General features: G+C 63.6%; 12 protein-coding genes. 3 read left to right on the forward strand and 9 right to left on the reverse strand.

The window, feature by feature from the left end:
- Position 1: 1 nt before the first annotated feature.
- From metG to RX330_RS20240, 4 genes are all read right to left on the reverse strand, one after another.
- The gene (metG, locus tag RX330_RS20225) at positions 2-1963 is read right to left on the reverse strand and encodes a methionine--tRNA ligase (protein ID WP_317239551.1); all 1962 of its coding nucleotides are present in this window, start codon (positions 1961-1963) and stop codon (positions 2-4) included.
- A 108-nt stretch (positions 1964-2071) separates the two neighbouring features.
- Positions 2072-3118 carry a DNA polymerase III subunit delta' gene (locus RX330_RS20230; RefSeq protein WP_317239552.1) on the reverse strand — a complete coding sequence of 349 codons (1047 nt, stop codon included), beginning with the start codon at positions 3116-3118 and terminating at the stop codon, positions 2072-2074.
- Positions 3115-3801, reverse strand: coding sequence for a dTMP kinase (gene tmk, locus RX330_RS20235; RefSeq protein WP_317239553.1), 687 nt, complete (start codon positions 3799-3801; stop codon positions 3115-3117). Before tmk ends, RX330_RS20230 begins: the two co-directional genes overlap by 4 nt.
- 2 nt (positions 3802-3803) lie before the next feature.
- Positions 3804-5066, reverse strand: a complete 1263-nt coding sequence (locus RX330_RS20240) for a D-alanyl-D-alanine carboxypeptidase family protein (RefSeq protein ID WP_317239554.1) — start codon at positions 5064-5066, stop codon at positions 3804-3806.
- Between the two features lie 152 nt (positions 5067-5218).
- Here RX330_RS20240 and RX330_RS20245 point away from each other — a divergent pair, with 152 nt between their 5' ends.
- Complete coding sequence (locus RX330_RS20245) at positions 5219-6172, forward strand: alpha/beta fold hydrolase (protein ID WP_317239555.1); 954 nt, start codon at positions 5219-5221, stop codon at positions 6170-6172.
- Here RX330_RS20245 and RX330_RS20250 read toward each other — a convergent pair.
- Together RX330_RS20250 and RX330_RS20255 are read right to left on the reverse strand one after the other, a co-directional pair.
- The gene (locus tag RX330_RS20250) at positions 6169-7095 is read right to left on the reverse strand and encodes a septal ring lytic transglycosylase RlpA family protein (RefSeq protein ID WP_317239556.1); all 927 of its coding nucleotides are present in this window, start codon (positions 7093-7095) and stop codon (positions 6169-6171) included. The genes RX330_RS20245 and RX330_RS20250 overlap by 4 nt on opposite strands.
- A gap of 959 nt (positions 7096-8054) precedes the next feature.
- Positions 8055-8345 carry a hypothetical protein gene (locus tag RX330_RS20255; RefSeq protein ID WP_317239557.1) on the reverse strand — a complete coding sequence of 97 codons (291 nt, stop codon included), beginning with the start codon at positions 8343-8345 and terminating at the stop codon, positions 8055-8057.
- A gap of 194 nt (positions 8346-8539) precedes the next feature.
- Here RX330_RS20255 and RX330_RS20260 point away from each other — a divergent pair, with 194 nt between their 5' ends.
- Entirely contained in the window at positions 8540-8764 is a 225-nt protein-coding gene (locus RX330_RS20260) for a hypothetical protein (protein WP_212085393.1), read from the forward strand.
- 46 nt (positions 8765-8810) lie between these two features.
- Here RX330_RS20260 and RX330_RS20265 read toward each other — a convergent pair whose 3' ends face one another.
- Positions 8811-9002 (reverse strand): hypothetical protein, encoded by a 192-nt coding sequence (locus tag RX330_RS20265; RefSeq protein WP_317239558.1) that lies wholly within the window; start codon positions 9000-9002, stop codon positions 8811-8813.
- A gap of 592 nt (positions 9003-9594) precedes the next feature.
- Between RX330_RS20265 and RX330_RS20270 the strand changes: the two genes are divergently transcribed.
- A complete protein-coding gene (locus tag RX330_RS20270) occupies positions 9595-10758 on the forward strand; it encodes a sensor histidine kinase (RefSeq protein WP_317239559.1) in 1164 nt (387 codons plus the stop codon).
- 279 nt (positions 10759-11037) lie between these two features.
- On the opposite strand, the gene RX330_RS20275 is transcribed toward RX330_RS20270, so the two are convergent.
- Positions 11038-11712, reverse strand: a complete 675-nt coding sequence (locus RX330_RS20275; RefSeq protein ID WP_212085405.1) for an endonuclease/exonuclease/phosphatase family protein — start codon at positions 11710-11712, stop codon at positions 11038-11040.
- Entirely contained in the window at positions 11712-13868 is a 2157-nt protein-coding gene (locus tag RX330_RS20280) for a VTT domain-containing protein (protein ID WP_317239560.1), read from the reverse strand. Before RX330_RS20280 ends, RX330_RS20275 begins: the two co-directional genes overlap by 1 nt.
- Between the last annotated feature and the right edge of the window lie 44 nt (positions 13869-13912).

Raw genomic sequence — 13912 nt, forward strand, 5'->3', positions numbered from 1 at the left:
TTCAGGCCGCCGGCTCGATATAGCGCGGGAACGCCGGCGTCGGCGCCGGCAGCGTCGAACCGGGCGCGATCCGCGATGTGCCGCCCAGCGCGGCGAAGCTGCGCTCGTCCGCGGGAATGCCGAGGCTGTCGAGCAGCAGGCTAGATGCGGTCGGCATCGCCGGCTGAGCCAGGATCGCGATCTGGCGCACGACTTCGGCGGTGACGTAGAGCACCGTCTTCTGCCTGGCCGGATCGGTCTTGGCGAGCGCCCACGGCGCCTCGCCCGCGAAATAGCGGTTGGCTTCGGCGACCACGGCCCACACGGCGTTCAGCCAGTGATGGATCTGCTGCGTCGCCATGGCCTCGCGTGACGTCGCGATCATGCCGTCGGCCATCGCCAGGATCGCCTTGTCGCTGTCGCTGAACTCGCCGGGCTCGGGCAATACGCCGCCGAGCTGCTTGGCGATCATCGACAGTGAGCGCTGCGCCAGATTGCCGAGATCGTTGGCGAGGTCGGCGTTGATGCGCGCCACGATGGCCTCGTGGTTGTAATTGCCGTCCTGTCCGAACGGCACTTCGCGCAGGAAGAAATAGCGCACCTGGTCGACGCCGTACTGGTCGGCCAGATTGAAGGGATCGACGACGTTGCCGACCGACTTCGACATCTTCTCGCCCCTGCTGAACAGGAAGCCATGGGCATAGACCCGCTTCGGCAACGGAATCCCGGCCGACAGCAGGAATGCCGGCCAATATACCGCGTGGAAACGGATGATGTCCTTGCCGATGATGTGCACGTCGGCCGGCCAATAGCGCCAGTTCTTGTCGGTCTCGTCGGGGAAGCCGACGCCGGTGATGTAGTTGGTCAGCGCATCGACCCAGACATACATCACGTGCTCTTCGTCGCCGGGCACCTTCACGCCCCAGTCGAACGTCGTACGCGAGATCGAGAGGTCGCGCAGGCCGCCCTTGACGAAGCTCACCACCTCGTTGCGGCGCGAGTCCGGGCCGATGAAATCGGGGTGATCCGCGTAGAGCTTCAGCAGCTTGTCCTGGTACGCCGACAGGCGGAAGAAATAGCTCTTCTCCTCTACCCATTCGACCGGCGTGCCCTGCGGTCCGAGCCGGACGCCATCATCGTTCACGCGCGTCTCGTCCTCGGCGTAATAGGCTTCATCGCGCACCGAGTACCAGCCGGCATAGGTGTCGGCATAGATGTCCCCGTTCGCCTCCATGCGCCGCCAGATCTCCTGGCTGGAGCGATGATGCTGCTCCTCGGTCGTGCGGATGAAGCGGTCGAACGACACGTTCAGACGCTCGTCCATCTCCTTGAAGCGACCGGCATTGCGGGCGGCGAGCGCGGACACGGACATGTTCTCGCCGGCCGCCGTCTGCACCATTTTCTGGCCGTGCTCGTCGGTGCCGGTCAGGAAGAACACGTCCTTGCCGTCGAGCCGCGCAAAACGCGCGAGCACATCGGTCGCGATCGCCTCATAGGCGTGACCGATATGCGGGCTGCCGTTGGGATAGGCGATCGCGGTCGTGATGTAGAAGACGTTGTCGCGCGCGGGGGCGGCGACGGGTGCTGCGGCTCGCGGAGCTGCGACGGGCTTCGGCGCAGGTGGCGCCTTGGGTTTCGACACCCTGGGCTTCACAGCCTTCGGCGGCGTGACGACGGGAGCCGGCGCAGCGGTCACCCCGGCCTTCTTCGCCGGAGCCACCTTCTTCGCCGGCGCCTTGGCCGGCTTTCCGGCGGCCTTTTTCTTCGCGGCTTTCTTGACGGCGATCTGCTTCTTCGCAGCTTTCTTGCCGGGCTTCTTTGCCGTCTTGGCGGCGGTCTTCTTCACACCCTTCCTGGCGGCAGCCTTCTTGTTCGTCTTGGCAGTTTTGCGCGCAGGCGCCTTCTTCGCGGCTTTTTTTACGGCCTTCTTTGCAGCCTTCTTGCCGCTCTTGCGCTTGAGGGTCTTCTTAGCTCGCGTTGCCACCACGAATTCCTTTACCGGCTTCTCGAAATCTGGAAACGAACCTGCGTTCGGTTAATGTTTGAGCATGATCCTTTCGGAAAACCGCTGCACACTTGCCCGGATCATGCTCTAGCGCGTTGCATCCGCAAGCCAGCCGAACACCGAGAAAACCAAGGGCTTTCGCTCCAGATTGTAGGTTTCGGTGTCACGCGCGGCGCGGACGATCTTTTCCCATACCTCGGCTAGGCGCGCAAGGCGCGGCAGATTCTGGTTGGCATTGGCCTCGTCCGCATGCAGGCGTTCCGCGATCCAGCGATCGATGCCGTCGATGAAGGCGGCGAGCGCGACGCGGTCGCTGGTGCCAAGCGAATCGCCGAGCGTGTGCAATTCGCGCGGATCGACCTGAGGCAGGCGCGCGAGCAGCGCGGCCGTGCGCTGCTGAAGCTTCAGCGCGTCGCCGCCCAGCAACGTCAGGGCCCGTGCAACGCTGCCCTCGGAGGCCTCCGCCGCCTCGCGCAGCGCAGGATCGTTCGGATCGAGCTCGGCCGCCGAAGCTGCGGCCGCGATCACATCATCCGTGGCAAGCGGGCGCAGGCGAAGCTTGCGGCAGCGCGACTGGATCGTGGCCAGCACGCGCGCCGGCGCGTGGCTCACCAGAAGGAACAGCGACCGCTGCGGCGGTTCCTCGAGAATCTTCAGAAGCGCGTTGGCCGCGTTCGGATTGAGTTCGTCGACGGTGTCGACGATGCAGACACGCCAGCCTTCGGCGGCGGCCGTCGAGCCGAAGAAGCCGATGGTCTCACGCGTCTCGTCGACGGTGATCACGGTGCGCATCACGCCGCGGTCGTTGGCGGTACGCTCCAGCGTCAGCAGCCCGCCATGCGAGCCGGCCGCCACCTGCCGCGCGACGGCGTCATCGGGACCGATTGCAAGGCTCTCGGCGCGCTGCACGGACGCTAGCAGCGGCTGGGCATGGGCGAGCACGAAGCGCGCCATGCGATAAGCCAGGGTTGCCTTGCCGATGCCTTGCGGACCGCCAATCAACCAGGCATGCGGAATCCGCCCGCTGCGATAGGCCGTCAGCAGCGCCGTCTCGGCCTCGCGATGTCCGAACAGACGGCTGGTCTCGCGCGGATGCGGAATGGTGCTTTCCCGCTCGGTCTGACGCGGGCTCATGCGGAAACCACCGAGGCCGGTGTGGGCAGCAGACGATCGCGCAGCGCCGTCCAGACTCGGGCCGCAACAGTATCCGGGTCTGAATTGGCGTCGATCAGCACGCAGCGCGCGGGCTCGTCCGCGGCGATTCTGCGATAGGCCTCGCGCAGGCCCTGATGAAAACTGAGCTGCTCGCTCTCGAACCGGTCGGCCGTGCCGCTGCCGCGGCGCGTGGCGGCGCGCTGGAGACCGATCTCGACCGGAAGGTCGAGGATGATGGTGAGATCCGGCTTGAGGTCGCCGATGGTGACCCGCTGCATCGCGTTGATGAGGCCGGCGGGCACACGGCCGAGGCTGCCCTGATAGGCCCGCGTGGAATCGGCGAAGCGGTCGCACAGCACCCAGGTGCCCTGGTTGAGCGCAGGCAGGATCACGGTGCGGACATGGTCATCACGTGCCGCGGCAAACAACAGCGTTTCGGCTTCGGGCCCGAGCAGCTTGCCCATGCCGGACAGCACCAGATGACGCATGATCTCGGCGCCCGGCGAGCCGCCCGGCTCGCGCGTGACCCGGATGCGCAACTTCGCCGCCTTGAGGCGGTCGGCGAGCCTCTTGATCTGGGTCGACTTGCCGGTGCCCTCGCCGCCTTCAAAGGTGATGAAGCGTCCGCGTCCGGACGGCCGCTGTGCCGCGCTCTCACTCATGATCAGAGCTTCTCGGCGCCTGCGCGGAACATGCCGATCACGAGCTCGCTGGCGCCGTCGATCGCGCGCCGCACGGTCGAGCCGGTCCCGATCGCTTCGGCGGCATAGACCGGCGTCTCCACCGCGATGTTGCCACTGCGCCAGACCCTGACCACACCGACCCGCTGGCCCGCCTCGACCGGCGCCCGCACCGGGCCGCTATAGACGATGCGCGCAATCAGCTTGTCGTTGCCGTTCTTGTGCACCATCACCTTCACCGGAGTCTTGGCGACGAGCTTGACCGAGCGGCTCTCGCCGCCGAACACCTTGGCGTAGCCGACGGTCTGCTCGGCCGCGATCAGCGTACGGGTCTCGAAATTGCGAAAACCCCATTCCAGCATCTTCTTGGCTTCGGTGGCACGATCATCGGGATCGTCGAGCCCGTTGACGACGACGATCAGTCGCGTGCCGTTCTGCACCGCTGAGCCGACCATGCCGTAGCCGCCTTCCTTGGTGTAGCCGGTCTTGAGGCCGTCGGCGCCCTCCATCGAATTGAGCAGCGGGTTGCGGTTGGGCTGGCGGATCTTGTTCCAGGTGAACTCCTTCTCGCCGAACAGTTTGTAGAATTCCGGGAAGTCGAGAATGATATGCCGGGCCAGGATGCCGAGTTCGCGCACCGTCATCTTGTTGGCGGGGTCTGGCAACCCGCTGGCATTGCCGAAGGTCGACCGCGTCATGCCGAGCTCGCGGGCGCGCTTGGTCATGAAATCCGCCGCGAAGATCTTCTCGTTACCAGCCATGGCCTCCGCAAGCGCGATGCAGGCGTCGTTGCCGCTCTGGATGATCGCCCCGCGCAGCAGATCGTCGACCGAGACCTTGCTGTTGATCGCAGCGAACATGGTCGAGCCGCCCGAGGGCGCGCCGCCCCGGCGCCAGGCGTTCTCGCTGATCCGGTACTCGTCGGTCAGCTTGATGTCGCCCTTCTTGATGGCATTGAAGACCACCTCCGCGGTCATCAGCTTCATCATGCTGGAGGGCGCGCGCAGCTCGTCGGCGTTCTTCTCGAACAGCACGCTGCCGCTGGAGGCTTCGATCAGGATGGCGGTCGGAGCATCGCCGTCGAATCCGGCATCGTCCGTCTTCTTGGCGCCCTGGACGCTCTGATTGGCGGCCAGAACCGCCCCACCCCAGCTTATGCCCACAGCCAGGACCGTCGCGATCAGCCCGCGCACCAGCGCTCCAGCGGTGAAGCGGGTGCGACGAAGCGAAGAGGGACGTAATGCCATGGCCAAGCCCTGAGAGCGGCGTTCTAACAGTTGGAACCGGTGCGAACAACACGAGGTTGGACGCTTGCCGCGAGATTGCACGATTCTCGCCGCGCCCCTATCGTGGCGCCTCATGTTTCTCGACCAAACCCCTGAAACAAGGCGGAAAAGCGATGTCTTCCACCCGCGTGATCAAGACCAACGGCATCGATCTCTTTGTCCGCGAGGCCGGCCAGGGTCAGCTGGTGGTACTGTGCCATGGATGGCCTGAGCTGTCTTACTCCTGGCGGCACCAGATCCCTGCGCTGGTGGAAGCAGGCTTTCACGTCGTCGCCCCCGACATGCGCGGCTTTGGCCAAAGCGCCGCGCCGCCTGACGTTGCCGCCTATTCGATCTTCGACACGGTCGGCGATGTCGTCGGCCTCGTTCAGGCACTCGGCGAGACCAAGGCGATGGTGGTCGGCCACGATTGGGGCGCACCGGTCGCCTGGCACGCGGCGTTGTTCCGGCCCGACATCTTCACGGCGGTCGCCGGCCTGAGCGTGCCGCCGCCGTTCCGCGGCCGCGGCAAGCCGCTCGATTTGTTGCGCCAGGGCGGCGTGACCAATTTCTACTGGCAGTACTTCCAGACGCCCGGCGTCGCCGAGGCCGAGCTGGAACGCGACGTCGCCCGCACCATGCGCATCGTGCTCGGCGGCCGGGGTCTGGCCGACCCCTCCGCCGCCATGTTCGTGCAGGAGGGCAAGGGCTTTCTCAGCCATGCCACCGCCGAGGAGCCGCTGCCCGGCTGGCTCAGCGAGGCCGACCTCGCCTACTTCACCGAGAGCTTCCGCAAATCCGGCTTTCGCGGCGGGCTGAACTGGTACCGCAACATCGACCGCAATTGGGAGCTGACGGCGCCCTGGCAGGATGCGCAGATCCGACAGCCGTCACTGTTCATCGCTGGCTCGAAGGACGCCGTCATCACCGGCCTGATCGGCGCCAAGCGCGTCAATGAGCTCGAGCGCGTGCTGCCCAATCTGAAGCAAAAGCTGATCATCGAGGGCGCCGGCCATTGGGTGCAGCAGGAACGGCCCGACGAAGTGAACGCGGCGCTGGTGAGGTTCTTGAGGGAGAGCGCGGCCTAATAGAGGCCGCGGCCGCTCAGGATGTTGCGGGCCTCGGCGGCGCCGTCGGCTGATGAGGACACGTTCTCGGCGGCGTAGCGCCCCTCCCCGTCGTAGGACACCGCACGGGTGTTCTGGACCGCCCGGCCGCGGCCGCGGCTCGAGGCGGACATTTCCGAGGTGGCGTTGAGCGAAGCCATATCGGCGGAGGTGTTGCCGAGATTATAGGGCCGCCCCTCCGGCATCGGCACGTCGCCGCGAATGGCACCACGGCTCGATCCCGGCAATTCCGGCACGAAGGGCTTTGCCGAGGCAACGCGGACCATCGAGGGCGATGGCGCCGGAACGCCGGTACGCAGGGTTGCCAGAAGCTGGCGGTCGTCGGAGCCTTCAAGCGGTGCCCGGCCGACATATTCGACGCGGACCTTGGCGACGCCATGGCCTTTGAATTCAAGCAGTTCGGCGGCCTTGTTCGAGACGTCGATGAGGCGGTTGCCGTGATAGGGCCCGCGGTCATTGACGCGGACGATCAGCGACTTGCCGTTCGAGACATTGGTCACCCGCGCATAGGACGGCATCGGCAGGGTCGGATGCGCCGCCGTCAGCGACGTCATGTCGAACACTTCGCCATTTGCGGTCAGGCGGCCGTGGAAGTCGTCGCCATACCAGGAGGCCATGCCCTCGGCGCGATAGTTGACGTCCTCCTCCGGCACATAGGTCTTGCCCGCCACGACATAGGGCTTGCCGACGCGGTAGGCGCCGCCGCCCTTCGGGACCGGGTCCCCGAAAGCCACAACCCGGGGGCTCGAGGACACGCCGTATTTCGGATCGACGCGGCTGGCGAATTTGTTCGAGGAAGCGCAATTGGCAAGCGCAAGGCAGGTCGCGGCCGCCGCAACGCCGCGCGCCGCCCGCAAAACCGAATCTGACCGTCGGATCCCCATGCGCCCCAAATACCACTTTGCCGGAGGTCTACCCAACCCGTGATGGCTACGGGGAGTGCAGTCCGGTCCTTCAATCCGAAGCGGCCCACCACCGCATCGGAAGCAGTAACGATAACGCAACCCGAACACGGCGGAAATGGGGAGCCCGCAGCGATCCCGCCGGCATGGTAAACGGGACGTTCGCATTTTTCCGTTGTTCTACGGGGCAACGGCGCCTGCGCTGTGCCACGGCTGGACATTCTGTTGCGCCAAATCCTCACTCCATCCCCATTGTCGCGCCGCTCTCCGAAATTCTTTTGACTGTGCAAGGCCGCACGCGTTTTCTCGCATGCAAGGGCGGGATTTGGAATTTAACGATGATCGAGACGGTTTCGGCACTGATGGGTCTGGTAAGCGCGGGGATCTTCCTGGCCCATGCGTTTGAAGGCTATCGCACGAGGGCCTGAGGCACTCACGCGAACGGCAAGCATCACCTCTTTCAAGACGGCGCGTTCGGCGAATTTTTTGATCGATCCGGTCGAGCATCGAAGACAAGAGCGACAGGTGTCCCATGCGCAACCATGACCTGGTATCCGACGGCTTCCTGGCATTGACCGCCAGCGGCCTGGTCCTGCTCTGCTCGAGCCTCGTGGCACTGGCTTTCGCCTGAACACAGCCACGCTTTCCCGTTTTTCAACGGCAACTACACCGCGATGCAGCATCGCGATCACCTCGGGATTGCCCTGCTCCCGTTCAGTTGATTGAATTTCCGCTTTCGACGCCTCGACTCATTTCAAAAGGCCATCACCACCCAAGGTGACGCAAATGCTTGCTGAGAAATTTTTCCTGGTTCTGGAATCCCTGATCCGCGGCGACCGCACCTACCCTCGACGGAAGTCCCCGGGTCATCAGCACTTCGCCGCACATACCGGTGAAGCTGGCCGGTCAGAAATAGCCGCACCGCCGGGCGCACGTGCCGTTCAGCGCACGCCCAGCAGGGAGCGGCGATAGAAGTTTTCGCGGGCCTCGTTCTGGCAGACGAAGCTGCCGTCGAACCCCCGGCCGTACCGCTTCTGACCCTTGCGGTAGTAAAGCGCTTTCCTGAAATCGAGCCAGACCACCTTGTCGTGCGGACAATGACGCTGCGCCTGCTCCTCGTAACGGAACGGCGTCAGCGGTGTCGCCGAAGCCTCCACGGTGCCGGAGCCAACCATGATGGCGCCGCCGAGCGCGATCCCTCTGGCCCATCGACCGAAGCCGCCCCTGCTCACTCCCCGCCTCCCGTTCCCGGCCGTCGCATGATGGCCGCGAAGCACGCTAGCACGAAAGGCCGCGAGCTGCCGAAGGCCCGCGCGCGTGCAGCCGCACAAGCTCGGCGCCAGCCAAGCCGGCTAGGTGGAGACCGTTAACCACTCGTTAAGCAGACTCAGCGCCGCATGACTGCGGACACACCGAGAGCTGACGCATGAACAAAGAGCTGCGGGAGTTTCGACGGCTTGAACGGGTCTGCCTAGAGCAGGCCGCCCTCTCCACCATGGACCTGACCCGAAGCGGGCTGCTCAAGGTCGCCGAGGACTGCCGCATCGCAGCCGAAGCGATCGAGGCGCGATCGCCCCGCGGACCCTTCGTGGGGGCGGTCCAGGCGCTCGTCCTGGCCCTGAGCGCAACGCGGATGTCGAACCGGCACTAGCCGGTCAGATCGCCTCAGGAGACTGGCTGGCGCAAGGCCTGGGAAGTCACCCTTTTGCCGCCGCGGCTTCGCGTGCGAGGCGCTCGGCTCGCAGCCGCTCTTTGTTGTCGTAAAACGCCTTCTGCGCAACTTCATGGTCGCGCATGGCCTTTTCGGCCTCGATCCGGCGTGCGACATCGCGCGCCTGGCGCTGCTCGGGGGTCAAGGGTTTGCGTCGGAAGGAAAGGTCTTCAGTCATGCCAGGAGAACGCGGTGGCGAGGAAAAAGTTCCGCGTGCCCGCTAAGCGGCATGGCGCCCCGCCCTCAAATTTTGCCAAAACAACCCCATGCACAGTAGCCAAGCCCTTCTGCAACAAGGGTTTTTCCATCGCCTCCGCGCTCGCTGGCCCGTCAGGGCAAAGCGGCGGCGTTCCACTCAATTCGGACATTCGGTCGGCGTCGTCAGCGCGCGACGTTGCTGGTCAGTCGCAGAAGCGAACAGCAGGAAAGGTCTTCATCGAGGAGCCGTTGATCCCGCGGACCGGCGCTCGAGCTCGTCTGCGGTGAACCAGAGCCAGCAAGTGAATACCCGAGTTCGCATCGGCGCCTTCCTTCCCGCCCTGAGACGACCTGACGGTCGTCGGATCTCCAAGACCAAACTCGGAGTTCCAGCCAACGGTCAGCATAGCAACAAAGTCATCGCAGGCGCTCTGCCGTTGCTTAAGCAGAAACTGAAGCTTCAGCTGTACACGGCTTCATGCGCTCACTAAGCTGGCAAAGGCTTAGCGCGATAAAGGATGCTCCGAACGTTGGCGTAGCACAGAAGAGCGCAATGAAGTCAGAGGGCCGGCTTGAGTAAACCCAACGACATCGCCAAAGAGCGCGATCACGCCCGTCTGGCAGATTTCATTCGGCAGAACCAGGCCGCGATCATCGACGAGTGGATCCAGTTTGCGGGTACGCGCTCGCCTGCCAGCGACGGCATGTCGAAGCTCGCTTTGAAAGACCACATTGTTGATATTCTCAACTTCGTCGCTGCGGACTTGGCGTCCGCGCAAACGCCACACGAACAGGTCGATAAATCTCACGGCCTGAGCGACGGTGCCGGGCCTTTTCGTCATACCGCAGCGGAGGTGCACGCCGCTCTGCGTCTCGCGGACGGCTTTGACATCGATCAAATGGTTTCGGAATACCGAGCATTACGAGCAAGTGTCGTCAAGCAATGGGTGGCTGGCCACAAAACTCTTGCCACCACCGATATCGATGATCTCACCCGCTTCAACGAGTCTATAGATCAGGCGGTAACGGAATCGGTCGCTCACTATACGAAAACGATCGATAATTCGCGAAACCTGTTCCTAGGCATCTTAGGTCACGATTTGCGCAATCCGATAGGGGCTGCTTCCATGGCCGCTCAACGGATGGAACGATGGGGAACGAGCGATCCCAAGCAGGCGAAAGTGGTGTCTGAGCTGGTCCGGACCACCGAGCGTGCGACGCGCATTCTGAATGATCTGCTTGATCTCACCCGATCGTCTTTCGGAACTGATATCCCGATTACGAAAGCAAAGAGCGATATCGCGAAGCTCTGCCAGACGATTGCAGATGAGCTGCGGAGCATCAATGAAGCCCAGGTCGTAAAGGTCGAACTCGAAGGCGATCCAGTTGGTTTTTGGGACGCGGCTCGGATGGGACAGGTGCTATCCAACCTGATGGGCAACGCGATCCAGTACAGCGATTCATGCAGTCCTGTCACAGTGGCGATCGCGGGCAACGATCCCGACGCGGTCACCTTGAATGTTCACAATTTTGGCCCGACCATTCCTGTTGAAAACCAGAGGGCTATTTTCGAGTCGGGGGTACGTGGGCAGGTCAATGACCCCGGCGGGCATACCCATCTCGGGCTGGGCCTTTATATCGCGAGGCTGATTATCGAAGCTCATGGTGGCAAGATCTCTGTCACCTCGGATGAGAAGAAGGGCACAACCTTCACTGTTCAGCTGCCGCGCGCGTAGCTTTGAGCCAGCGAAATTACGCTGCGCAGATCGCTGCCTGGTTAATTCATGTCGCATTCTCCCATCGTGATCTCTCCGAGAGAGACGATCGGGACGAACTCTATTCCAATGTCTTGAAGGCGCCGGCGCGAGATGCACCCGAGTGGCCTGTAAACAAGAGCCGAACTCTGCCCTCCATCGGCGTCCAAGTAGACCCCACGGATGACGACCCGGTGATAGTTCAAAAGGGCCGCAGAGCTGCGCTTACTCTCGGCGGTCGACATGGATGATGTACGCAACCTAGATCTCGATGTCTGCAATGACAGGCAGATGGTCTGAATAGGCCCTCGCCTCTGCGTCGGTCCAGACTTTCCCGATCCGGCTGTCGGACGTTGCGTAGATGCGGTCGAGCCGCATCAGCGGCAAGCGCGACGGGAAAGTTCGAAGCCGCGTACGGTTTGGACAGACCTGCGCCAGCACCCGCCGCACCGATCTGACCCAGAACCAGTCGTTGAAGTCGCCGAGGACGACGGTCCTTGCCGGCCTCACTAGGCTCACCAGAGCCCCGGCTTGCGCATAGCGTTCGTGGATGCTCAGGCCGAGATGCGTGGCCACCACGCGCACGTCGCCGGCAGGCGTCAGCAAATCCGTGGCAATCGCTCTGCGCGGCTCCCGCTCGCGATACGACACGTCGACGATCTCGGGCACGCCGGAGAATGGAAAGCGGCTCAGCAGCATCTGACCGTAATCGCCGTCCTCGGTGACGATCGACTTGGCGTGCACCCGGTGATCGCCGACGACGCTCGCCAGCTTCGCAAACGGATCGTCTGTCCGCGATCGCGAATCCACCTCCTGGAGCGCGACGACATCGGGGGTCCATTTGCGCAGGATGGAGCAGACACCTTCCAGATCGAACTTCGGATTGAGATTGAACGTGCCATGCACGTTCCACGTCATGAAGCGCACCGACGCCATCAGCGTCTCCCGGCAAGCCAGGTCGCCACGAACTGTGCGCCCGCGCAGATCCCGAGCCAGCCCAGGAACGCCAGGACGAGCAGCACCATGTTGGTCCAGGACGCATTCCTGGCGAGATCCGCGATCTGGGCGCCTAGAACGGCCATGGCGAGAATCCCTGGCGTCATGCCCAGCAACGTGCCAACCATGAAGTCACGCAGGGGCAACGTGCTCGCGCCGGCCACGACGTTCACCACCGAGAACGGTGCTATCGGAATCATCCGGATGACGACGACGGCCAGAATGCCCTTGCCGACCACACGTTCCTGGATGCGCGCGGCACGTCGCCCCAGCAAGCGCTGAAGGCGCTCTCGGCCGAGCACCCGTCCGATCGCAAAAAGGACGAGAGCGCTGAGGAATACGCCCACCATGGCGCTGACGAAGCCCAGCCACGGCCCGAGTGCGGCAGCCGTTGCGGCAATGAGCACGAGGACCGGAAACACGACCAGCCCGCCGACGACAAACGCCGCGATGGCAAAGAGTGGCCCCCAGACCGACTGCGCGTAGGCAGACAGGAACGCCGAAATATGGCCCGTGTCGGCGTAGTCGCTCAAGGACGTGTAGGACCAGGCCATCCCCAATCCCAAAAGACCCACGGCGATCGCGACGATCCCGATGATCGTCTTCGTAGTCCACATGCGCGACGCAGCGCGCTCCAGATGAAGCGGCAGTTCGGGGTCCGCCACCGGCTGAACCATGTTGGCCAGTGTGCTGGTTAGCACGGACGACTCTACTTTCCGCAACGTCTTTGCCCCATCGGCCTTGGAAACGTCGTCGAGCAGAGCGAACAGCCGCGGCTCGTTATGCGCGATAGTCTCCTCGTCGAGACCGCAGAAGTGGGCGATCAGGCGACGGCGCACCGAAATGATGAAATCCCGGTGCTCATCGGTGGCGGCTTCAAAGATGAGGTCGCATTCGCTGTCGGCTCCCATCGACCGATTGTTCAGATTGGCCGAACCGATCCTCAATATCCGGTCGTCGACGACCAGAAGCTTGCTGTGCACCATCACGGCGGCTTCCTTGTTGCCGCTGCGCGAGACCGGGTAGACAAAGCGGATGCGATCGGCCACGCCAACCTCGCTGAAGCAGTCGATGAAGGCGCCCCGGCCGTTTTGCATGGCTTGGGATTCCAGCCACGAGGAATGCAGTTTCGGCGCGACGATCAGGACCCGAAGCGAGGGCACGCGACGCATCTGCTCCGCCAATACGCGCGCCATCGTGGTGGCGCTGGTGAACTGATTTTCGACGTAGACGAAGCTCGTCGCCGACCGGATCGCCGCGATGAACGAGCGTTCGACCTCCCTGATGGTCGAGCCGGCGGGACAGACCACCTCGGTTCTGGCGATCCCCACCGGCATGTGCTCGGCCTCGACCGGCACATTCGCCGGCCAGCGATTGCTCTTCAGCGCGCGCCGATCATCGACCTGTTGGCCGGCCGCACGCCAGCGTTGCTCCGCGAGCTCGAACAGCTGCTCTGCGGCGTCCCCGTCAACCATGCATTGAACATCATGAAACGGCGGGTACGGCTTGCCCTGTGGGTCGCAGCGCAATGCGTGATCTGCGCGATGGTCACTCGTGTCCCAGCGCCTGATGGTCAGATCAAGCCCGCCGACGAACGCCAGTGAACCGTCGACACAGACGATTTTCTGGTGTTGGGCGGAGCCAAACGGAAGTGTGGAATCCAGATGAAAACGGACGCGGCCATCCGTGTCGGCCGTGAATTTTGCCGCGGAATTCCATTCCCTTTCGGAGGCATAAAACGAGACGAAGTCCCAGGCGAGGATGTTGATCTGCAAGGCGGGATGCCTTTGAACCAGCGCGCGCAGGAACGGGCCAAGCTGTTCCGGCAAGCCGTCGTCCGCATGTCCGGCAGCTCCGACCAGCCTGGTCTCGCTATGGATATCCCATCCGATGATGTAGACGAGATCCTGCGCGTGTAGCAGCGCCTCCCGCAGGGCCGAGAAATAAGCGGCGGCATCGTTCAGAACCGCGACACGCCGCGCCTTGCACCGCCGCCAGACGGTGTCGCCGGGGATCAGGGTCGATGAACTCTGAAGCAGATGGACCTCGCAATTTGCATTCACGTCTAAACGCGGTGGATGCTCAAGGGGTTCCACGGCTTCAGGAACGGAGGCGGCTGTTCGGCGGACGCATGGCGCTC

It is taken from the genome of Bradyrhizobium sp. NDS-1 (genome assembly GCF_032918005.1).
GTDB lineage: Bacteria > Pseudomonadota > Alphaproteobacteria > Rhizobiales > Xanthobacteraceae > Bradyrhizobium > Bradyrhizobium tunisiense.